17 protein-coding genes and 2 tRNA genes are annotated in these 20,524 nt (G+C 50.0%); 6 read left to right on the top strand and 13 right to left on the bottom strand.

Features of this window, described 5'->3' with window-relative positions; all coding sequences use genetic code 11:
- Nucleotides 1–9 precede the first annotated feature (9 nt).
- A complete protein-coding gene (locus IEV98_RS23930; protein ID WP_188508584.1) occupies nt 10–432 on the bottom strand; it encodes a VOC family protein in 423 nt (140 codons plus the stop codon).
- A 265-nt stretch (nt 433–697) separates the two neighbouring features.
- On the opposite strand from IEV98_RS23930, the gene IEV98_RS23925 reads away from it, so the two are divergent.
- The 3 genes from IEV98_RS23925 to IEV98_RS23915 all read left to right on the top strand — a co-directional run bounded on the left by IEV98_RS23925 (nt 698) and on the right by IEV98_RS23915 (nt 2,453).
- Nucleotides 698–779, top strand: a tRNA-Leu gene (locus IEV98_RS23925).
- A 112-nt stretch (nt 780–891) separates the two neighbouring features.
- Complete coding sequence (locus IEV98_RS23920) at nt 892–2,193, top strand: DEAD/DEAH box helicase (RefSeq protein ID WP_188508583.1); 1,302 nt, start codon at nt 892–894, stop codon at nt 2,191–2,193.
- A gap of 14 nt (nt 2,194–2,207) precedes the next feature.
- The gene (locus IEV98_RS23915; RefSeq protein WP_188508582.1) at nt 2,208–2,453 is read left to right on the top strand and encodes a DUF1456 family protein; all 246 of its coding nucleotides are present in this window, start codon (nt 2,208–2,210) and stop codon (nt 2,451–2,453) included.
- A 3-nt stretch (nt 2,454–2,456) separates the two neighbouring features.
- Here IEV98_RS23915 and IEV98_RS23910 read toward each other — a convergent pair whose 3' ends face one another.
- Nucleotides 2,457–4,259, bottom strand: a complete 1,803-nt coding sequence (locus tag IEV98_RS23910; protein ID WP_188508581.1) for a serine hydrolase — start codon at nt 4,257–4,259, stop codon at nt 2,457–2,459.
- Between the two features lie 85 nt (nt 4,260–4,344).
- Complete coding sequence (locus IEV98_RS23905) at nt 4,345–4,680, bottom strand: Rieske (2Fe-2S) protein (RefSeq protein ID WP_188508580.1); 336 nt, start codon at nt 4,678–4,680, stop codon at nt 4,345–4,347.
- A gap of 74 nt (nt 4,681–4,754) precedes the next feature.
- Between IEV98_RS23905 and ychF the strand changes: the two genes are divergently transcribed.
- Complete coding sequence (ychF, locus tag IEV98_RS23900) at nt 4,755–5,855, top strand: redox-regulated ATPase YchF (RefSeq protein ID WP_188508579.1); 1,101 nt, start codon at nt 4,755–4,757, stop codon at nt 5,853–5,855.
- 22 nt (nt 5,856–5,877) lie between these two features.
- On the opposite strand, the gene IEV98_RS23895 is transcribed toward ychF, so the two are convergent.
- A complete protein-coding gene (locus IEV98_RS23895) occupies nt 5,878–8,805 on the bottom strand; it encodes a hypothetical protein (RefSeq protein WP_188508578.1) in 2,928 nt (975 codons plus the stop codon).
- A gap of 137 nt (nt 8,806–8,942) precedes the next feature.
- Nucleotides 8,943–9,305 carry a DUF2200 domain-containing protein gene (locus tag IEV98_RS23890; RefSeq protein WP_188508577.1) on the bottom strand — a complete coding sequence of 121 codons (363 nt, stop codon included), beginning with the start codon at nt 9,303–9,305 and terminating at the stop codon, nt 8,943–8,945.
- A gap of 337 nt (nt 9,306–9,642) precedes the next feature.
- On the opposite strand from IEV98_RS23890, the gene IEV98_RS23885 reads away from it, so the two are divergent.
- A tRNA-Arg gene (locus IEV98_RS23885) sits at nt 9,643–9,714 on the top strand.
- A gap of 139 nt (nt 9,715–9,853) precedes the next feature.
- Here IEV98_RS23885 and IEV98_RS23880 read toward each other — a convergent pair.
- Nucleotides 9,854–11,122, bottom strand: a complete 1,269-nt coding sequence (locus IEV98_RS23880) for an MFS transporter (protein ID WP_229738948.1) — start codon at nt 11,120–11,122, stop codon at nt 9,854–9,856.
- A gap of 128 nt (nt 11,123–11,250) precedes the next feature.
- Here IEV98_RS23880 and IEV98_RS23875 point away from each other — a divergent pair, with 128 nt between their 5' ends.
- Entirely contained in the window at nt 11,251–12,705 is a 1,455-nt protein-coding gene (locus tag IEV98_RS23875; RefSeq protein WP_188508575.1) for a sialate O-acetylesterase, read from the top strand.
- Nucleotides 12,706–12,750: 45 nt separating this feature from the next.
- Here IEV98_RS23875 and IEV98_RS23870 read toward each other — a convergent pair whose 3' ends face one another.
- The 7 genes from IEV98_RS23870 to IEV98_RS23840 form a co-directional block, all read right to left on the bottom strand.
- Nucleotides 12,751–13,461 carry a sugar transferase gene (locus IEV98_RS23870; RefSeq protein ID WP_188508574.1) on the bottom strand — a complete coding sequence of 237 codons (711 nt, stop codon included), beginning with the start codon at nt 13,459–13,461 and terminating at the stop codon, nt 12,751–12,753.
- A 158-nt stretch (nt 13,462–13,619) separates the two neighbouring features.
- Nucleotides 13,620–14,528: a glycosyltransferase family 2 protein gene (locus tag IEV98_RS23865; RefSeq protein ID WP_188508573.1), complete on the bottom strand. Its 909-nt coding sequence runs from the start codon at nt 14,526–14,528 to the stop codon at nt 13,620–13,622.
- Nucleotides 14,525–16,078: a right-handed parallel beta-helix repeat-containing protein gene (locus IEV98_RS23860; protein ID WP_188508572.1), complete on the bottom strand. Its 1,554-nt coding sequence runs from the start codon at nt 16,076–16,078 to the stop codon at nt 14,525–14,527. The genes IEV98_RS23865 and IEV98_RS23860 overlap by 4 nt, the downstream gene beginning before the upstream one ends.
- The gene (locus IEV98_RS23855) at nt 16,075–17,070 is read right to left on the bottom strand and encodes a glycosyltransferase family 4 protein (protein WP_229738947.1); all 996 of its coding nucleotides are present in this window, start codon (nt 17,068–17,070) and stop codon (nt 16,075–16,077) included. The genes IEV98_RS23860 and IEV98_RS23855 overlap by 4 nt, the downstream gene beginning before the upstream one ends.
- 5 nt (nt 17,071–17,075) lie before the next feature.
- Nucleotides 17,076–18,263, bottom strand: a complete 1,188-nt coding sequence (locus IEV98_RS23850) for an O-antigen ligase family protein (protein WP_188508570.1) — start codon at nt 18,261–18,263, stop codon at nt 17,076–17,078.
- On the bottom strand, nt 18,250–19,455 hold the full coding sequence (locus IEV98_RS23845; RefSeq protein WP_188508569.1) for a glycosyltransferase family 4 protein: 1,206 nt from the start codon (nt 19,453–19,455) through the stop codon (nt 18,250–18,252). The genes IEV98_RS23850 and IEV98_RS23845 overlap by 14 nt, the downstream gene beginning before the upstream one ends.
- Nucleotides 19,452–20,519: a glycosyltransferase gene (locus IEV98_RS23840; RefSeq protein WP_188508568.1), complete on the bottom strand. Its 1,068-nt coding sequence runs from the start codon at nt 20,517–20,519 to the stop codon at nt 19,452–19,454. Before IEV98_RS23840 ends, IEV98_RS23845 begins: the two co-directional genes overlap by 4 nt.
- Nucleotides 20,520–20,524 lie beyond the last annotated feature (5 nt).

Raw genomic sequence — 20,524 nt, 5'->3', positions numbered from 1 at the left:
GCTATCGAATTATTTTGCGTTGCTTGGAAAATTGATCATCCAACGTACGCCGAATTTATCTTCAAACGAGCCGAAATAATCACCCCAAAACATATCTTCCATGGGCATCTCTACATTGCCACCGGCAGACAATCCGTTAAACAGCCTGTCTGCTTCTTCCCTGCTATCGGGCGTAACGGATATGTAATTGTTGTTGCCCACATTCAACACTTGGCCCGCGGATTCCAGGCAATCCGATGCCATGATGGATTGTCCCTTTCCTACCGGAATAGACACGTGCATCGCATAGTTTTTTTCGTGGTCAGGCAAATTTTCTGAGCCGGGTGCGTCACTCATCCGCTGGATAAATAGTTCGCCACCAAAAACTGTTTGGTAAAAACGGAATGCCTCTTCCGCATTACCCGCAAAATTCAAATAAGGATTGAGTACCATTGCGTATACTATTAGTTATGAAATTATCAAGTTACGTTTACTTGCTGCTATTCAGCTATAGGACAAAGGTAACTCCTCTGCGGGCAAACAAAGAGGGAAAACACGCCAATCTAGCGGGGCGGTTGTGACAAGTTGTTAGGGTAGTTCCGATACCGATGGGATCGCGGCATTATTGCGCGCTTAAGGAATTTGGAAAAACATTTTGTGAAATACGGATTAATAAATACATTTGCATCCCCGAACAGGGGATAGTACATTAACATATGCCCAGGTGGCGGAATTGGTAGACGCGCTGGTCTCAAACACCAGTGGGGCGACCCATGCCGGTTCGATCCCGGCCCTGGGTACTTAAAAAAAGAGCTATGATTCTTCATAGCTCTTTTTTTATGCGTTGATATTGACATTGCTAGTCAAGTCCACGGTTTTTCCCCTATCTTTGATGCCGACTCATCCATACACATGTTAAAACGTGCACTCCTTAATCTAAAAATAAACGCGCTCAACGAAATGCAGGAGGCCGCACTCCGTGTAGACGAAAAAAGCGACCTCGTTTTGCTTTCGCCCACAGGCTCGGGAAAGACACTCGGCTTTTTATTGCCTTTGCTCACATCACTGAAAGAAAACATTTCCACTGTCCAGGCAATGATCATTGTACCGTCACGGGAACTTGCGCTGCAGATTGAGCAGGTATTCAAAACCATGGGCAGTGGATTTAAGGTGAATTGCTTTTATGGCGGACATCCTGTTCCTATTGAAATCAACAACCTATCGCAGCCGCCTGCCGTGCTCATCGGTACACCCGGCCGCATTGCTCACCACCTGCGACGCAAGACGTTTGATACCAGTACAGTGAGCACGTTGATTCTGGATGAATTCGACAAGTCACTTGAATTTGGCTTCCAGGAAGACATGACTTATATCATCAGGCAATTGCCGGCAGTGCGAAAACGTGTACTGACATCGGCCACGCCAATGGATGAAATCCCTGCGTTTACCGGCATAATCGAACCGGAGACACTTAACTTTTTATCACATACGGCATCGGCACCCAATCTAAAACAAAAGGTCGTCATCGCCGATGCTGCCGATAAACTCGATGCCTTGTTTACGCTGATCTGCAAAATAAGTAACGAGCCTACACTTGTTTTCTGCAACCACCGCGATGCGGTGGAGCGCATCAGCGACCTATTATGGGACAGGGAGCTGCCGCATGATATTTTCCACGGCGGAATGGAGCAGGAAGACCGGGAACGGGCATTGCTCAAGTTCAGGAATGGCAGCCATCGCATTTTGGTTACCACCGATCTGGCGTCCCGCGGCTTGGATGTCCCTGAAATTGAGCACATCATCCATTACCAACTACCGCACAATGAGGAAGCCTTTTTGCACCGCAATGGGCGTACCGCAAGGATGCATGCTACCGGTACTTCGTACCTGCTTTTAACTCCAGACGAAAAACCAGCATATTTGGTTGAATTGCCCGAAAAAGAAGTCCTACCGGCAATAGCCCCCTTACCGCAGCCTTCGCCTTGGGTGACACTTTACATCGGCGCCGGAAAGAAAGAAAAAATAAACAAGGTAGATATCGTGGGACTATTGCTTAAAAAAGGGGGATTGGATAAAGGCGACGTGGGGCTGATCGAGGTGCTGGACCACTCGGCCTACGCAGCGGTAAAACGCAATCGGGTTGATGGTGTTATCCGGTTGGTTAAAGACGAAAAGATAAAAGGCAAAAAAATTAAGATAGAAATTTCACGGTAGGATCATTTACGACCATGAGCAATAATGATATCATGAAAAAGCTCCGCGTAGCTTTAAAATTCACGGACGACGATATTATCGAGGTATTGGCACTTGCGGATTTCCGGGTAACCAAAACAGAGCTTGGCGCGATATTCCGCAAAGAAGATCACCCCAACTTCAAACCCTGCGGTGACCAACTGCTCCGCAATTTTCTGAACGGCCTGATCATTTACAAACGTGGTCCGAGACCCCGTCGTGATGGCGGTGAAAAAAAGTGACCATCATTTGATCCGTACAGCTTTGAATGTGCCATTGGGTTGAATGGCGTACATGACGATGGCCCTACCTATGGATTCATCTATTTCAAAACGGATGGCAAACCCGCTCAGTGCCTTCAGCTTAAAGTAATGGTTGCCCTGTGCAATCGTCTCATAGTTGGTTTGGCCGGGAACATCCATAAACAGTATACCATTTTCAACCGTAATACTGATTTTCATACCGCCCACCTCGTAGGTGCCGATATAAGCCTGCAATTGTTCTTCGGATACCTCCTTGGCATCTGGTTGCCGTTTGAATTCCACCGCGTTGCCAGAGGGATCATCCAAAGAGAGGGCAGCGCCTTCGACCTGACCATCGAGTCCCGTCCGGAAGTTGATCTTGACACCGCCGTCCGACGTATCAGCATTTCCCTGAGCATCGATATCTTTGAGCTCAAACACATCGTAATGATAATGACTTAGCCATACCCGCTGCTTGCCGAGGGCGGCTTTGAGTGTATCGCCATGGAGACCGATGGCAAACTGTCCGTATGCTGCATGACTATACATGCCCGTATAATCGGCCTGCACATGGGTAGGTCTCGTTCCTTTGATCCGGGCTACATCCTCCTCCTGGCTGGCGGTATCTACCGTGGCCGTGTCTTTTTTAACGGTTTTTGTATTCCAGTCAACGAAAGGCAGCTCTAAAACACGATCCGCAATAAAATTACGTACCACGCCAGGTACCGCGGAGGCATTCTGATTGGTCAGCACCACGATGCCGAGCGAGTCTGTGGGGAAAATAGCCGTACTGGCCGAAAACCCATCGATATTACCACCATGCTCTACCTGGTAGTGCCCCCGATAGGAGCCAATCATCCAGCCCAAGCCGTAATTGGCCAAATGGACGTCTGGATGCTTGCGCCCAGGCAAGCCTGGGCCAATGACCATTTGCGAACTCTCCGCTTCTTTCAGATAGGCCGCGGGAATCACTTGGTTCCCTCCATATTTTCCGTTATTGATCCACGTTTTCAGCCAATTAGCCATTTCTTCAACACTGCTATTGATGCTGCCTGCAGGTCCCATACCACGGATTTCAAAGTAGGGCGTCATTTTAATGGAATCTTTGTCGGTAACCGTATACCCTATCGAAGCATCGGCATCCTTAGCCATATCATTCACGTCAAAATTGGTGCGCGTCATCCCTAGGGGGGTGAGAAAATGCTCGCGGATATTTTCTTCCCACGTCTTTCCGCTCATCCGCTCGGCAATCATGCCCTGCGCTAAGTACATGAAATTGTTGTATTGCCATCTGGCCCGTAAGTCTGCATCGGGTTTCATATACTTTACCCGTTGCAATAGGCTATCTCGCGAATCGGAATTGAACACATACCACGAAAAGTCGTAGCGTGTTAAGCCCGTACGGTGTGTCATCAAGTCGCGTACCGTTACATCGACCTCCCTGCCATCCTGAAATTCCAACTGTGGCAAATGCTTCGTTACCTTGTCATCCAATGAGAGACTATCCCCAAACAGCTTACCCAACAACGCTGCGGTAAAGGCTTTGGATGACGACCCAATGGCATAAAGTGTTTGAGGTGTGGCAGGCAATTGCTTTTCGTAATCGCGGTAGCCAAACCCCTTGGCATAAATTACGCTATCCTTATGTACCACGGCTACGGAGAAACCTGCAACGTTATAATCATCGAGTAATTTCACCAGCAACGAATCAATGCCTATTAACTTGGCAGCCGGTGAGCCAGGTTGTGCCCAAAGGAAAGCCGGACCGCCCAATAACATGGTGAGTAACAACAAACGCGTTCGCATGGTAATTTATCGGATTAAGGTGCAACAATTAAGTATTCCATGATTAGACGCCCAGCTATTGAAATGGTTACGCAAACAATGGGCATTAAGTTTTGAACAAGCTGCCCAGCCAGCTTTCTTTCATACCGATAAACCACTCACCTGCCCGTTCCTCCAATGGATAGACAGTGATATAGTCGCCCTGGCCGGGGTCACCCCTACCGGTTTCCAAGCTAAATGCATGGCGATGATAGGGGCAAATCAGCCGCTCTTCTTCGCACCACCCGCCCGAAAGGTCGGCCCCGGCGTGCGGGCAACGCACGGAGGTGGCATGCAACTTGTCACCGTGACGGATGATACAGACGTGTTTCCCACCTATTTTGATTTTCCGGATTCCATCTGTTTTGGGAATCTCGCCGTCAGCTACTTTAATCCACTTCATGGTTGTCCAAAGATAATACTTAAAGACAATACTAATTGTTATCTTTGCCCCGTTTTCAAAATTTTCAACAATTCATGGCATTACAGTGCGGCATCGTAGGCCTACCGAACGTAGGCAAATCCACGTTATTCAACTGCCTTTCCAATGCGAAGGCCCAGGCAGCTAATTTTCCATTTTGTACCATCGAGCCCAATGTGGGGGTAATCACCGTACCGGACGAACGTTTGAATAAACTCGCGGAATTGGTAAAGCCGCAACGGGTGGTGCCCAATACCATCGAAATCGTGGACATTGCAGGCCTCGTGAAAGGGGCTAGCAAGGGCGAGGGCCTGGGTAATCAATTCCTTGGCAACATCCGGAATACAGATGCCATCATTCATGTACTGCGGTGTTTCGACGATGGGAATGTGATACATGTGGATGGATCGGTAGACCCGGTGCGCGACAAGGAAATCATCGATACCGAATTACAGCTGAAAGATTTGGATACCGTAACCAAACGCGTCCAAAAGGTAGAAAAGCAAGCCAAAACTGGAAATGACAAGGAAGCCAAGCGGAGCTACGAAATCCTCTCGGTGGTGAAAAGCCATCTTGAATCCGGCAAATCCGCCCGTACAGCGGCCATATCTATAGAGGATTTCGAATTTATCAGCGACTTGTCGCTGTTGACCGTAAAGCCCATCCTGTATGTTTGCAATGTAGATGAGGCTTCCGTAAATACGGGCAATGCTTATGTAGACCGGGTGCGTGAGGCTGTGAAGGATGAGGATGCCGAAGTATTGATTATTTCCGCGCAGATTGAATCGGAAATTGCGCAATTGGATAGCTACGAAGAGCGCCAGCTTTTCCTGGAAGACCTCGGTCTGAACGAATCGGGGGTGCATAAACTCATCCGAGCGGCTTATAAACTGTTGAACCTGGCCACTTACTTTACCGCAGGTGTACAAGAGGTGCGGGCCTGGACCATTGAAAATGGTTATACCGCCCCACAGGCTGCGGGCGTCATCCATACTGATTTCGAAAAGGGTTTCATCCGTGCCGAAGTCATCAAATACGCTGACTTTATCGAATATGGCTCGGAAGCCGCCGTGAAAGAAGCTGGTAAACTGAGTGTAGAAGGCAAAACCTATCTGGTGCAGGATGGCGATATCATGCACTTCCGCTTCAACGTCTAGCGATCGGCCAACCGAAAGTCAGCTACTCAAGGATTGGAAGCTGCTGGTGCAAGACACCGAGGTTGCCCTTATCGTCCAAGCCTTGCATACGGATGGTATAGCTCCCCAGCAAATCGCCGGCATAGAATGAAATGGTCGCTTCGCCCTGCTCATTGGTGATGATAAACGGTTCCCAATGGATGGTAGATCGCAGGTCTGGTATTCCCTTATCGGCCCAAGCGACCGGGTAACGGGGTTTGTAGAAATCGCGTGGCCAAGCGAATGGCATGGGCCTGAAATGCACCACGCCCGGCGTGCGGCGGTCATACAAACCCATACCACTACGTGTTGTAATGTTAATGTATACGGGATTGAGCCCCATAACGGCACTCGTCCTGCTTAAGGGGTTTACCGCGCCGGGACCGGGCTGCGCAATCTGTGCTTGCCCCGAAGAAGCGACCAACTCCGAACCATGCAAAAAATAGGAATTGTACCTTGAACTGTATCCTGCACCAGACATCACCTCAATACCGACCAATTCGTCTACCGTATAGCCCTGCAAGTGACCTTTTACAAATAAGAGATGGTCGTTTTCGGGCATCCCTTCTACCGGGTCGTAAAACCGTTCGATATCCATTCCGTCAAAGATGATCCGTACGGGCCTGTTGAAAACCATGTACGCAGGTTTCCCGGAACGACTACGTGGGAACCTCCCCACCTGAAATCCTTCCACCTGCTCTGCGAGTATCTGCAGGAGGGTTTTCGTACCGTGTTCCATCAATTCTTCCTCATCAATCACTTGGTCAGCATTTCCCGGTCCGTTGAGGTTTGTCGACCCCTTGATTACCCGCCGTCCGGTTACGTTAGCCTCTTCCAGCATAACCATCTTGAGGTCGCCGCCTTCCGTGCCGTAAATCGTATTGCGTAAGTGCTCCCGTTGGGCAATCACCGCGCGTTGGGTGTTCCGATTTAAATTGACATACCAGGGCAAACGTTCGCCCGCCCGCCAGTCCGTGTTGGGTGTGACCATCCGCTCGACATCCGGCGCCAATTCGATTCTCACGTTGAAACTCCTACCCCGCTTGTTCTTGGCTGTTATGACGAATCCCAACGAATCGAATAGCGGGAACTGCTGAAATCGGAACACCCCATTTTCATCTGCCACCGTATCCATCATAAACGCGTTCTTGCCTATCGCCGCCAAAGAGACTTCGGTATTTCCAAGCGGTTTACCGAATCCGTTACTGACCGTCCCAGCAATTCGGAAGAAAGGCTCAGGCGGGTGGGTAAACTTGGCGACCTTCGGTAGTAGCGACTGGTCGTAACGTACCCATCCTTGGGTAAGGAGGAGATTGTCGACAGCCATCCGGGCACCACTGTCGGCAGCCAGGTAGAAACCAGGATCCTCGATATATCCCTGGAGCTCGGACGATAGCAGGTAGCGTGTACGAATGGTCTCTTCCAATCTATTTGCATGATAACGGCCGTCGTCTGTCACCCCCATGGCAAAGTTGCCACGTACCGGTTGCCCATCAGCGTCTGTAACCTTGACATGCAGTGCAATGCTGTCGCGCTTGCCGTACACTTGCCGGTGGGGAGACACCTGTATCGATAATCCCCTGTTCTCTCTGTGGTTGTACACCATACGGGAAGCCAGGGGTTTTCCGGCGGCATCCAACAGCGAAAAATGGACAATACCCTCAGGAAAGGCATCCTTTTTCACATTGACATACAATAGATTATCGCCTTTCTTGATCGAAATGCCGTAACACATGGCTCCACGTGCAAACCCCACCAAGACCAAGCCATCGACAAAAGCAGCATCGGTACCCAAAACTTGCACTGCGAAACGTTCGGGTGTGCTCAGCTGCTCGCTATAGTGGAGCGCCAACCCCTTTGTCTTTTGTCCTGGAAGCGGATAGGTAGCTTGAGCGCCGTCGGGGAAGGTTACCCGGGCCTGGTAATTGCCCACGGGCAAAGGCGGTAGCGCTACGCGCCCCATCCCTTTATGTACGCAATCAAAGTTTGCAACTTCCGTACCATCTGGCGCTACCACAACCCCTTTCGCACGCACGCCCAAGCCATCTTGGTCTACCGCCTTCACTCCCATGACCGCCGGGATATCCGCCAACCAATAACCACTTTCCGGGAGGAATTGGACATCGTAGTGCGCGTTGACCATCCCCGTGGTTAATGGAAACCGCAACCTGACCTCCTCATAGCTCCGCAATACCACCTCCATATCCCCCGAAACCGTTCTTTTGGGAACCTTCAACTGCGTTGCTAGCGCTCCCGATCCATCCACCAGCACAAGTTGGCTGGACACCGGCCGGCCGTTATCCCGCAGCTCCACCGTTACCGGCTGCGGTTCGAATCGAGTACCATCCACGCTTCTCAAAACCATCGCCATATCGAGTACCGATCCATCAGCGGAATCGACGAAGTTGACAGGTGACATGTCTATCGCCCACTCCTGGTGGTAGTCGCCAAAAACATCGATATACTGATGGCAAAAGAAATCTTCCCCGAAGTTCAGTAGCCACCGAGTGTAAGCACGAACCATAAACCGGCCGGCCTTTGCAACCGCCGGGTCCAGCACGAATTCACCATGGGCCGACCCGCCCAAAACAACCAGCCTGGATCGCTGCACCAATTCACCCTCACCGTCCACCAATTCGACATAGACAATGCCGCTCCGTAGCGAGGGCGCTCCCATAAATCCATCCAACACATAAGCTTTGTACCACAACGTGTCACCCAGGATATAGCTTGATTTGTCGAACTGTAGATGAAGCTTTTCCAATGGTGCTGTTTCCCGAAGCCGATCCAACGCCTGCTCCGTAACCTTTAAGGCCTTGTGCTGTGCGGTGGCCGTTTGGATAGCCAAAAGCATAAAAAGGAGAAGGAGCAAATCAATTAGCTTATTGCGGAACACCGTGCACCAAATAGCCGATATATTTCGTTGCATCATAGACAGGTAATATTGGTTCGTTTCTTTCTAGATGACGATTGCGCAAGCAATATACCTTTTTGTTTCTGGAAAACCAACCATTTCCCCGCCGAGCTGCAGTTATGGCCATCGGATAATCTACATTTCCGTTTTTTTGATCACTGCCTTAAGATCTTTTCCATCTTTCTGCCTTTTGCCAATTCGTCTACCAACTTGTCTAGGTACCTCGCCTGTCTGGTTAATGGATTTTCAATCTCTTCTATCCGATAACCACAGATTACCCCCGTTATCAGTGGTGCATTGGGATTCAATTTTGCTCGCTTAAAAAAAGTCTCAAAAGTTACGTTCTCGTCAATGAGTTCTTGCAGTTTTTTGTTATCAAATCCGGTCAGCCATTCTATGATTTGATGTAATTCTGCTTTTGTCCTGCCTTTACCCTCAACCTTAGTGATGTAATGCGGATATACCGATGCAAATGTCATTTTTGCAATTCTCGCATCGTGCTCGGGAGTAGTTTTCATATCGTATGTATTTAAAATGTTTCCTGTCGTTAGCTGATAAGCTATCCAATGGAATTCAGCGGAGATACTCATGACCCACCATCTTCCTGAATGCCGGATTCATATGGCTAATATACGGATTCTGTTGTTCATCCATGGCAGGTAGCCCGTGTGAAAGAGCGTACGCGATAAATCAGGAATACCGCGAGCTGAAGTTTGAGTCGGTTAAAACACACAGGGGTAATAGCGAGGAAATGATTGCATTGTGGGAAGGTGTTGCCCTGAGCTTTTAGTAAAACTTAAAAATATTGGCTGGCCACTGTCTTGATTTCGAAATTTTGAATATCTTTGCAACCCTGTTCCCGTAGTTCAATGGATAGAATTTCAGATTCCGGTTCTGAAGATAGGGGTTCGAATCCCTTCGGGAACACTAGAAAGCACTTTCAGAGTGCTTTTTGTGTTTTTAGGGATGAGAACCGAAGCGGGCCGGGGTTCGAACTATCTCGCTGCGGATAAGCGTACGGGGTAAAGGGACGCAGCAAATCCCTTCGGGAACACTAGAAAGCACCTTAAAGAGGTGCTTTTGTGTTTTTAAGGGCAATCCCCCTTTTTACCACCCGATCCACCCGATACATAAAAAACAATCCGAGTATGGAAAAGACCACGACGACATAGCCCACTACGTCATAATGCTCAAGGGGGCTGAAATTGGTTTGCTGCACCACAATCTTTCCCGCCAATGCTGCTGCAATGCCACCGGCTAATTGTTGCAAAGATGCGTTGATACTCATAAAAGCTCCCCGATCTTTCAGTTCAGGAACGGCACTCGTCAGCGCCGAAGAGGGAATCATCCGACTGGTGACCCCGGCCATCAACAACACATTGAGCACGACCACGATCCAAAGTGGGGTTACTGAGAGATTGGTATACCAAACGCACATCACCATCAACCACAATGACGCGATCACAAACAGTTTATACTTATCCACTTTGTCACTAAAGCGGCCCACGAAAGGCATAATAACCAACGTGCTCAGCCCTGATACCATAAATAATAGTGGTAACTGTTGCTCGGTCACCTGCAGGTTATTGATGGCAAATGCACTACCGAAGGGCATCATCATGAAGCCTCCCACCGACAGCAACGCGGTAGCCATAAATCCAATACGGTAATTACGCTGCGCAAGTGTATGCCAAAGGTGAGCAAAAGCCGATTTTTCACTTTTGACACGCAGGTGTTCGTTGATGGGGCGCAAGTAAAACCCGATGACCACAGCAGTCAACACCCCGAGTGCAGCTACCATGAGGAAAGGCATTTCCCAGCCCCAACCGGTAGCGATATATAATCCGATAGGGATACCCAACACCTGACTGGCACCGAAAGCCATCTGCACGTAACCCATCACACGACCACGCTGTTGCAGGGCAAATAAATCGGCGATGATCGCCATGGAAATCGATCCAATAACTCCGCCAAACAGTCCGGTAATGATCCGTGCCGATACCAAAAACCAGTAGGTATGTGCGATTCCACAGAGCACCGTGCCGATGATGAAGCCGACGTAAAAGAACAATAACAATTTCTTACGATCAAACCGATCGGAGAAGCCGGCAGTAAGGAAGCCCGAAATGCCAGCACTAAAGGCGTAGGCCGATACTGCCAAGCCAAATTCCGAAGGTATCAGGTGCATCGATTTCATCAAGATATCGCCCAAGGGAGACATAATCATAAAATCGAGGATCACCGTAAATTGCGTGATGGCTAAAATAACAACTACCATGATCTGGTAGCGAGTAAACGGAATCGTAGAGGATTGTGTCATCGGAGTTGTGTTCATTCGCTGTTAACGATGCTTCGTAGTTAATTGTTACGTAAGCTCAAAAATATTCCTGCGGGCAACAGCTACGCAAAGAAAAAGAGCTATCTTTGATTATCAAAGACAAATTGTACCATTTCTAAACTTATATGAAAAAAATTACGCTATTATCTTTCGCATTACTTTTTATAGGTAACGTCGTATTTGCCGATGTAAGGTTACCTAAAATTTTCGGCAATGGCATGGTCCTGCAACGAAACCAGCCCATCGCAGTATGGGGGTGGGCAGACCCAAATGAGTCGGTAACGGTATCCCTGAACAAACAGACAAAGACAATAACGGCAACAAGCGACGGTAAATGGCTGGTTCGACTGGATGCGGAGCGCGCTGGGGGCCCGTACCAGTTAGCAGTCAATGGTAAAAATAAATTGGAATTCACAGACGTATTGGTCGGTGACGTGTGGATCTGCTCCGGCCAATCCAATATGGAATGGCCTGTCAGTGCTTCGGCCAACGCAGACGAGGAAATCGCTTCGGCCAGTTATCCGAAGATCAGGCACGTGAAGATACCGAATACAGTGGCCGGGGAACCATTACCGGACATCGATGGTGCCGTAACATGGCAGGAGACCACCCCGGCTAACGTAGGTAACTTTACCGCCGTGGGTTATTTCTATGCCCGCGAACTCCGTAACGCATTGGATGTGCCCATTGGGCTAATCAACACCTCTTGGGGTGGCACCATGGTGGAAACATGGACAAGCAAGGAAGCCTTTGAACAAGATCCCGAATTTGCTGCGATGATAGCCAACGTACCCGAGCTCGAAGCAGAAGCCATCAAGGGCAAACCCAATGCCTACCCTACCCTATTGTTTAACGCCATGGTGAGTCCATTAATTCCATATACCATCAAAGGAGCAATCTGGTATCAGGGTGAGAGCAATGCCGGCCGCGCTTATCAATACCGCAAGGCTTTCCCTTTGCTTATCAAAGACTGGCGCCAACGCTGGGGGCTGGGCGATTTTCCATTTTACTTTGTGCAATTGGCCAGCTTCAAAGCTGGTGGCGGCACAAGCGCCACGGGTAGTACCTGGGCTGAGCTACGCGAAGCGCAAACCCTGACCTTGTCCCTTCCGCACACCGGCATGGCCGTAACCACCGACATCGGGGAGACGGACGATATCCATCCCCGTAACAAACAGGATGTCGGAAAACGGCTGGCATTGGTAGCATTGCACGACGCGTACGGCAAAAAGGTGGAATACAGTGGTCCGGTTTTTAAGCAGTTTAAGGTATCGGGCAATCGGCTGACCGTGAGCTTCGACCATGTTGACGGCGGGTTGGCCGCGAAAAACAATGCCACCGAATTGCTTGGTTTTGAAATAGCTGGTGAAGATCAACAATTCAAGCCTGCGCATGCTACCATCAAAGGAAACACGGTTATCTTGCACAGTGATTCGGTAGCCAAGCCAGTTGCAGTTCGCTATGCGTGGGCGGATGACGCGGGCGAAAGCAGTCTCTTTAATGGAATTGGGTTGCCGGCGGCACCGTTTCGCACGGACGATTGGCCAAGCGTTACGCAGGAGGTAAAATACGCCCCGTAAAAAGAAACCACTGTTAGTCAGTTAAGTAGGCCGTGAACTACTGAACTACTTCCCCTTTCCTTGGGCCATTGCCTTCACCGTCTGCATGATGATACCGATATCGGTCTTTAAGCTCATGCTCGACAGGTAATCCAAGTCATAGTTCACCCGTTCGCACATTTGTTGCACGTTTTCGGCGTAGCCATAATACACCTGTCCGATGGAGGTGATACCTGGCTTAAGGCGGAAGAGTTGCGTGTATTCGGGCTTGCGCTCCTTAATCTCGTTGATGAAATGCCGACGCTCGGGACGAGGGCCGACGATGGCCATATCACCCTTCAATACGTTCCAAAATTGGGGTAGCTCATCGAGGTGGGTTTTTCGCATAAATTTCCCCCATTTCGTAATCCGGGGGTCATCATCAGATGCCAATTGAGGACCTGCTTTTTCAGCATTCACCTGCATGCTCCTGAACTTGTAGATAAAAAATGGCTTCTGATTTTTGCCGATGCGTTCCTGTTTATAGAATACCGGGCCAGCCGAAGTGAATTTCGTGATCAAGGCCAGCACCACGTAAGCTGGCAAGCCTGCGATCAGCACCAGGGCAGAAAACAAGATGTCAAATACGCGTTTGAGAAAGATGGTTTCCTGGTAAACCAGGAGTTTCCGTTTCACTGCGTTAAGATCTATCCGAAATGCCGGTTGATAAGTTATCAACTCATATATCGAATTATCGACGTTATAGGTCAGCTGCTGTATTTGATTTTCTCTTATCATGGTGTCTCCACTTAATTACATTGACTTAAATGCCAATTAAGTGCCATATTCTACAAATCATACCTAATGCCCTATATAGCGAATCAGGCAGGGTTGATGGAATCAGATGGCTGATAAAGTGGGGAAAAATTCCACAATTTAGGGTGTGGCGGCCGAGTTTACTTCCAATAACCTTTGTACATCGAAAACGCCTTCCGCAGCGTGGGGGGTAGTGATCGATAAGCAAGTCCGAGTTTGTACCCCAGCCATTTTGCAACGAAGGAACAACCTACTTTGAAAAGAGCAAACGGATTACGACGGCCCACATACCTGACTTCAGACTTGGCATACCGGAAGCCTTCGCCATCGGCGCGCCCAAAAGAATCGAATATCCAGCGATTATCACTATGGAATACGCCGATATCGAAATAACGCTCAAACTCCTCGCGCACCCGGTAATCATGCGAATGGTATACGCAAGCATTCCCGGCATAAGCCATCTTCCAGCCGTTCAGCAATAATTTACCGGCCACAATAACATCTTCGCCCATGATGGTACCCAACGGGAAGCCGCCCACTTCCTCGAAAGCAACGCGGCGATAGGCGGCAAAGGAATTGGAACAGGAGATTGTTTTGATGCCATACCTATCCGCATCGGCCAACTCCCTAATCTGGGATTGCGTTGGATAGTTAAACAACCGGGCATGACTTTCTTGAAGTGTGGCACCGGCATGCGGGAGCTGCCGACCGTATGCCATACCGATCTGCGGATCATCAAAAGCACGGACGAGGTTGGCGAACGTCGAAGCGTCGGCCGGAATGGCATCCTGTGTAAGAAAAATATAAACGTCTGCCTCGGGGTATGTATTGATCGCCAATTGGCGTGTGCCACCGTGGTCGAATCCGGTTTTCCCCAATCCCATCACCTCAAAGCCGTTGGCCCGCGCCGCTTCTACCGTCCCGTCCGTGGAGCCCGAATCGACCGCGATATAGTGTTGTACGGGAAGGGTCTGTCCGGCCAATGCTTCGAGTAAGTCCAGAAAGCGTTTGCCTCCATTCAGTGTCGGTATATAAACATTCACCTTCATCGCAATCCATCCAATTTGACGTGTTCTTTTATCTGATTATTGTTGATTTTGATATTCGGCGGGCCGAAATCATGGATCCAGGCACCACCGGATGTGACGAAATTGCTATCTATACGCACATTCGAAGCTGTCTTCCTTACCGTAATCGCTGCATTCTTTGCATTGAGGATGTGGTTACCCAACAGGGAAGCGCTTGCCACATTGACCAATAGGAGTGCTCCGCCTTCATGGCCGCTGTTCAGGCGGTTTCCTTCAAACTTCAAGTGCCCTTCCATGTTGATATTGACGGGACCGCTCTTGATTTCGTTTTCGATGAGGCGCAAGGTGTCGATGCGGATACCATTGGGCAACATCACACTACCTATTTGGCTGTGCCTGATATCCAGTGACCGCCCTTCAGCATTGGCCAGTAAGCGCAACGTATGGAAACTGTTTCCTTCCATACGGATATTCTCCCACCGTCCTACCAATTCAAAAGCTCCGTCGGTCATGTTCCGGTTGGCCGTGATGTCTCCGCACCCTTCAATATAGAGTGCAGGCCTATTGTTGTTAAAAGCCTGGTTTCCACTCAGAGTCACCCCCGAGATACCGATAAGGGTACCCATTCCAGAACCATCGGGGGTCGATTCGCCGTTCACAAAACCGTTGTTATTGCTATAATTTCCCGCAATGAGTGCATTGATGGCTACCACCCGGCCATGCGCCCGGTTATTGATATCCACGGCATCGGCAGCGTTATGTTCCAGCCGGTTGTTGGTAATCCGGTAATTAGCCACTCGATCGGCCGTATTGAAAGCCACCTGGATACCACTCATCCCGTTGTGATGGATGTGGTTCCCGTCGATTTCGACGTCACCGCTGTCGTGGACGAAAATGCCGTTTTCCCCATTGTGGTGGAAGCGATTGCCGGAGATGGTAACACCCTGGCTTGATAGCACCCGAACGGCCGTACCAGGGTGATAGGTTTTCGGGGATTTGCGGGCGATTCCGAAATGGCTGATGGTCGTACCCACCACGCGTGAGGCCAAGCAATCGTACCACAACACCGCTGGAAAAGAGCGGTCATTGGTGGAATCGCCGGTGATATGGCTATCGGCAATCGTGATATTGGCGCATTGCGATGCATAAATGGCTTCATTGACGGTCTCCGCATTAAAAGCGAGGTACACATTGGAAATCCGGTGCGCGCGAAAAAGTGGTGCGTCTGAATGTTGCTTCTCCACTGCAAAATGCCCTGTTAGTTCCTTTGGTTGCTTCAGCATACCATCCGCAACCAGGTGGACATTGGGTACCAGCCGGATGGTACGTACCAGGTATGTCCCTTTAGGAAGATAAACCGTGTCGCCCATCGATGCGCTGTCAAGGGCAGCTTGTATGGCCTGGCTATCATCGGCTTTCCCATCGCCCTTGGCACCAAACGCCTTGACATCGATCCTTCGCCCGCCTTCAACCATAGCGGCTTCTGCCTGCCGCGGCGTCTCGGCTACGCATGCCAAGGCCATAAAAGCCCCGTAAATCGATAAGAGTTGAAAAAAATGAGCTACCTTCATTGCTTTGGCCGTTTTGTTGTGATCACATTCCACGTCTTCGCTGCCGTATTATCCCAGGTAAATTGGGCGGCCCGCACCAAGCCTTTATTTTTTAATGTATCATAGCGGGTACGATCGTTTACCAGTGTTTCGATGCCAGCTGCAATCGCGTCTTCATTGCGAGGATCCACACATAGCGCGGCGTCGCCTGCGACTTCGGGCAAGGGACCGGCCGTAGACGTCAGTACCGGCGTGCCGGTTGCCATGGATTCGATAATGGGTAGTCCAAAACCCTCCATGAGCGATACAAAGAACGTGGCATAAGCCCCCTTATACAGTGCGGGCAGGTTTTCCTCGGGAATACGCCCTAAAAACCGAACCCTCCGGCTGATACCGAGCTGTCCAATCAACACCGATAAATCTTCATCCATGTGACCGGAAAGGAAGAACATAAAATCCGAGGGGATAGATGCGCGGGCAAACGCCGTCAGCATGGCGGGTAGGTTTTTATTCTTTCTCCTGTTGCCCACATAGAGAAAATACGGCACTTCCCACTGAAATGCGTCCGTATTTTCCCGATAGCGGTCGTCCACACCGTTATACACGACCGTAATCAACCGTTCGTCAATCCCAAGCAGATCGACCAGTTGCCCTTTGCTGAAATCCGATACGGTAATGATCTGCTTCGCTCTTGTAGCCAGCCTAGCAATCACCTGTTGGTAGTACAGGCGATGCCACGGTGTGTAATAAAACAGGTGCATCAAATCATGGATCGTAAACACAAATGGAATACGACTGTACAGCGGCGGCATAAACGATGGACTATAAAATACCTCAGCATCACACCGACGGATTTCACGGGCGAGCACCAAAGGGGTTAGCAGGTTGCCCAACGCCAATCGGCTTTGTACAAACGAAGGTGAAATTTCTGCAGGCATTCTAGCCATCACCTCACGGTACAGCTTTCCGATACCCGTATCGCCATCCCACCTGTTATCGATCAGTACACGCATATCCATCAGGCTATCCTCCCCTTAACATGCTTTATAGCGACGGGATGGCCGCTCCCCAATAAGAATATCAATACCAGGTAAAGGATAATATCATTGTCGTACCCTGAATACAAAATCATCATGATGGCCAGCAGGGGGACAGCCGCGATCCACCAAAATAGTTTAGTGGATTGCCTCGCCAGGCAGAAACGATAAAAGTAAAAAAGGAACAACACATAAGAAGCCAAACCGATAATACCGAAATCGAGGTAACAACTGAGGAACGTGTTATGGATATGCGGCTCGCCGTGATAAAACGCTGCATACCGATCCAGGAAATCGCCGCCGCTCATAAACCCGTTGCCCAGTGGTGAAATCGTGGTAAAGTGCTCGAAAAATGCTTTCCAATACACCATCCGGACCCCCATGCCGTCGTTGGAGGCGGTGATGTTTTCTATCCGGATAACTTTTTGGGCGATGAGCGGAAGTGCCAATACCGCCGTTAAACCAAGTACCACCCGCCAACGGATGCCCGAAGCCGCCCAAACAAGGCAAAATACACCCATGAGCAATGCCACCACCGGTGTACGCGACAGGGACAGCCAGGCAAGCAGCAAAACCAAGGCAATACGCCACCACACCCTGCCTTGTTGCCGCACGAGCGGCAATAACACATAGACAAACCCCAATAGGGCAATACGGGCGCCGAACATATTCTTATCATCCAACCCCCAGAAATAATGGGAAGCACGGTAAAGGGCACTTCCCTGTGCTGAACCGCTCGCACCAGCTATCCAGCGGAATCCAACGGCCTGATGATAGATCAACAATTGCAACAACGTAAGGGCGAGCGCGACATGCAACGCCAGATCCACCCAGCGCAATAGGCGGCTGTTATCGCGCCGCGCGAGCCATCCCACCGCAAAATACAGGTAACAGAAATTGATGGGCAGCTTGAGGAAATTGGTCATGTCCCGATGGCCGTCTGGTAAACCGACGAGGAAGACAAGCAGGGCATAGCCCGTAAAAATCGCCAGAAAAACCACCCACGGGTGCCACAGCCTAACCGACGTATCCATCGCGAAAAAAAGTGATGCCACTAAAAACACCAGTGGATAGATTTTAAACGGCAGGAAAACGGCAAGTAGGGCCACGCAAAATAGCACCTCGCAAATCGTCGTCTTATGCTCCGCCATCGTTTTAGGTATTTGCATGATCCGTTGTTACCGTACTTAACACGTTTTCGTATTGGTTTACCATGCGCTCCACGCTCAGGTATTCGCCAACGGATGGCCGCGCTGCGCGCGCCATCCGGTTATACAACGCGACATCTTTCCAAAGCCAGATCAGCGCCTGTCCGAGCGAATCCGGCTCATCGGGGTTGCACAGGATTCCATTATCGCCATCAACGACGGTTTCTCGCAAACCGCCCCGATTGCTTGCAATAACCGGCAAATTGTTTGCCAAACCTTCTACAGCCACCATGCCCAAGGGTTCCTCCCATAGGGAAGGAACAACCAGCAGATCGATGTTCGCATAAAAGTCACTTGGATCTACATAGCCCGCGAACACAATACGGCCACCATCTCCGGCGAGCTGCTGAAAATGCTGAACATCGTCTGCTTTGCCACTACCCGCAATCACCAGTCGGCCCTCCACTCCTGACGCCTTAAACTGCTCGATGAGCCATTCCACACCCTTGACCGCAGTAAGTGTGCCGATATAGCCGACCGTGAGTGGAGCACCTTCCTCGCGTGTACGCGGCGGATGGGCTGCGGGGATATCCCGCGCGTTGTGCACCACATAATGTGGAATTTGCTCGAAATACCCGTATTGGAGAAAGCGCCCCAACACACTTTGACTGATGCCGACTACAGCAGCCAACCCACGTGATGCCCGCCGGTGCTTAACTCGCAGTAAGCGGCTCAGCGCATCTTGGTGTGCCGCTGTGCGTCCCTTTTTGAAAAGCGTACTATTCGGGCTTAACAGGTACATGTCATGCAATACCTGCACAATGGGAATGCCCGCATGATGTATCTCATCCCATACGGAAATCGACCAGCCCACCAAATTGTGGCAGGATACGACAGCTGGTTGTTCCGCGTTCAACACTTCGCGGACATAAGCTCGCATGGATGTATTATAACGGTCGCGGACATGCCACAGCAACCTGCGGAATCTGCCTGGACGCTCCTTGGCAAATGGCCAGTAACCGTTCTTCAAACCAGCGCGATAGACCTTCACCCCATCCACCCATTCGCTTCGCAAACCACCCTCCGGCGCCAAGCTCAACACAACCACTTCGTGCCCCCTGGCCTGCATACCCTCCACAATGAGTTTGAGGGAGATTTCGGCACCGCCTGCGATATGCGGGGCATAAAGTGCATTGATGTATAAAATCTTCATGCCGCCCTCCCCAATACGTGTTGGTATACCCTATCCAGTTCCCAGCCTATCCGCTGCCGGTCATGTACCGCCGCCATATATTCGTACAACTGGTTGCCCAAGTTGTCCAAGGCGGCTGGGTCGCGCTGTTTTAATTTCAGCGCCCGGGCGATCTGTTCCCTTAATACCCTACGGTGCTGTTCTTCGGTACCATACCGGTAGTGAAACGTATCCCCCATATGCTGGTCTAAGTCCGAAATCGTTCCAATTTCAGGACATATCACCGTCCTTTTATAGGAAAATGCCAAAATCGCTGTACCAGAATTGAGGCTGCTTGCCAAATCATACGGCAACACTACTGCGTCCGCATCCGCCAACAACGCTGCCACTTCTCCATCGGGCACGAAATAAGGCAGCAGGGTTACATTTCCCATGTGCTGTGCGCGATTGAGCACCTGTTGCTCATAGCGTTCATTAAGGGCTTTACCTGCGATGGTGAGTTGTACTTGCTCCCCGAAACTACCTACCACATCGATAAGCAGTTCCAGATTTTTATAGGGCTTCACCATGCCGGTAAACAGCAGGTGCAACTTATCGGACCCCTGGGCATGGCGAGGATGTACCGCTCCATACACGCCGATGAAATTTGGGTGGGGAATGTATACTAAACGCTGTAATACCTTTACTCCATGTGCAGCAACTATACCTTCAGATTGTCGGGCATGGATAACAATACGATGTGACCAACGTAGCAGCAGGGCGGTGATTGCACGACTGAAAAGGGCCGTACCTTGTTCATGAGAAACCCGGTTGTGCATGGTCCAAACTAAGGGTTTGCCGCTGATTCGGATGGCAACCAGTACAATCAGCTTACGCAGAAAGCTCCGCAATGCCACAAAAAAACTGCTATCATCGATATTTTCAAACCAATTGAGGTGCACCAGTTTAATAGACCGAAAATGTTTGCGGCTGGAAAATAGGGTATCTAATGGATGTATCCGATAACCCTTGGCGCGCAATTCGTCTACCAATAATCGAATATATTGGTTTTCATCATTGACCGGGGGATTGAAGATTATATCCATGGTCT

Origin of the sequence: Parapedobacter pyrenivorans (assembly GCF_014636865.1) — a bacterium.
GTDB lineage: Bacteria > Bacteroidota > Bacteroidia > Sphingobacteriales > Sphingobacteriaceae > Parapedobacter > Parapedobacter pyrenivorans.
Note: the sequence above shows the minus strand (reverse complement) of the source record. Positions and strands in the feature narration are given on the sequence as shown.

What these genes read in the sequence shown, in the direction of transcription:
- IEV98_RS23930 (WP_188508584.1), bottom strand. Translation starts at nt 432, where the DNA reads ATGGTACTCAATCCTTATTTGAATTTTGCGGGTAATGCGGAAGAGGCA.
- IEV98_RS23920 (WP_188508583.1), top strand. Translation starts at nt 892, where the DNA reads ATGTTAAAACGTGCACTCCTTAATCTAAAAATAAACGCGCTCAACGAA.
- IEV98_RS23915 (WP_188508582.1), top strand. Translation starts at nt 2,208, where the DNA reads ATGAGCAATAATGATATCATGAAAAAGCTCCGCGTAGCTTTAAAATTC.
- IEV98_RS23910 (WP_188508581.1), bottom strand. Translation starts at nt 4,259, where the DNA reads ATGCGAACGCGTTTGTTGTTACTCACCATGTTATTGGGCGGTCCGGCT.
- IEV98_RS23905 (WP_188508580.1), bottom strand. Translation starts at nt 4,680, where the DNA reads ATGAAGTGGATTAAAGTAGCTGACGGCGAGATTCCCAAAACAGATGGA.
- ychF (WP_188508579.1), top strand. Translation starts at nt 4,755, where the DNA reads ATGGCATTACAGTGCGGCATCGTAGGCCTACCGAACGTAGGCAAATCC.
- IEV98_RS23895 (WP_188508578.1), bottom strand. Translation starts at nt 8,805, where the DNA reads ATGATGCAACGAAATATATCGGCTATTTGGTGCACGGTGTTCCGCAAT.
- IEV98_RS23890 (WP_188508577.1), bottom strand. Translation starts at nt 9,305, where the DNA reads ATGAAAACTACTCCCGAGCACGATGCGAGAATTGCAAAAATGACATTT.
- IEV98_RS23880 (WP_229738948.1), bottom strand. Translation starts at nt 11,122, where the DNA reads ATGAACACAACTCCGATGACACAATCCTCTACGATTCCGTTTACTCGC.
- IEV98_RS23875 (WP_188508575.1), top strand. Translation starts at nt 11,251, where the DNA reads ATGAAAAAAATTACGCTATTATCTTTCGCATTACTTTTTATAGGTAAC.
- IEV98_RS23870 (WP_188508574.1), bottom strand. Translation starts at nt 13,461, where the DNA reads ATGATAAGAGAAAATCAAATACAGCAGCTGACCTATAACGTCGATAAT.
- IEV98_RS23865 (WP_188508573.1), bottom strand. Translation starts at nt 14,528, where the DNA reads ATGAAGGTGAATGTTTATATACCGACACTGAATGGAGGCAAACGCTTT.
- IEV98_RS23860 (WP_188508572.1), bottom strand. Translation starts at nt 16,078, where the DNA reads ATGAAGGTAGCTCATTTTTTTCAACTCTTATCGATTTACGGGGCTTTT.
- IEV98_RS23855 (WP_229738947.1), bottom strand. Translation starts at nt 17,070, where the DNA reads ATGCGTGTACTGATCGATAACAGGTGGGATGGCGATACGGGTATCGGA.
- IEV98_RS23850 (WP_188508570.1), bottom strand. Translation starts at nt 18,263, where the DNA reads ATGCAAATACCTAAAACGATGGCGGAGCATAAGACGACGATTTGCGAG.
- IEV98_RS23845 (WP_188508569.1), bottom strand. Translation starts at nt 19,455, where the DNA reads ATGAAGATTTTATACATCAATGCACTTTATGCCCCGCATATCGCAGGC.
- IEV98_RS23840 (WP_188508568.1), bottom strand. Translation starts at nt 20,519, where the DNA reads ATGGATATAATCTTCAATCCCCCGGTCAATGATGAAAACCAATATATT.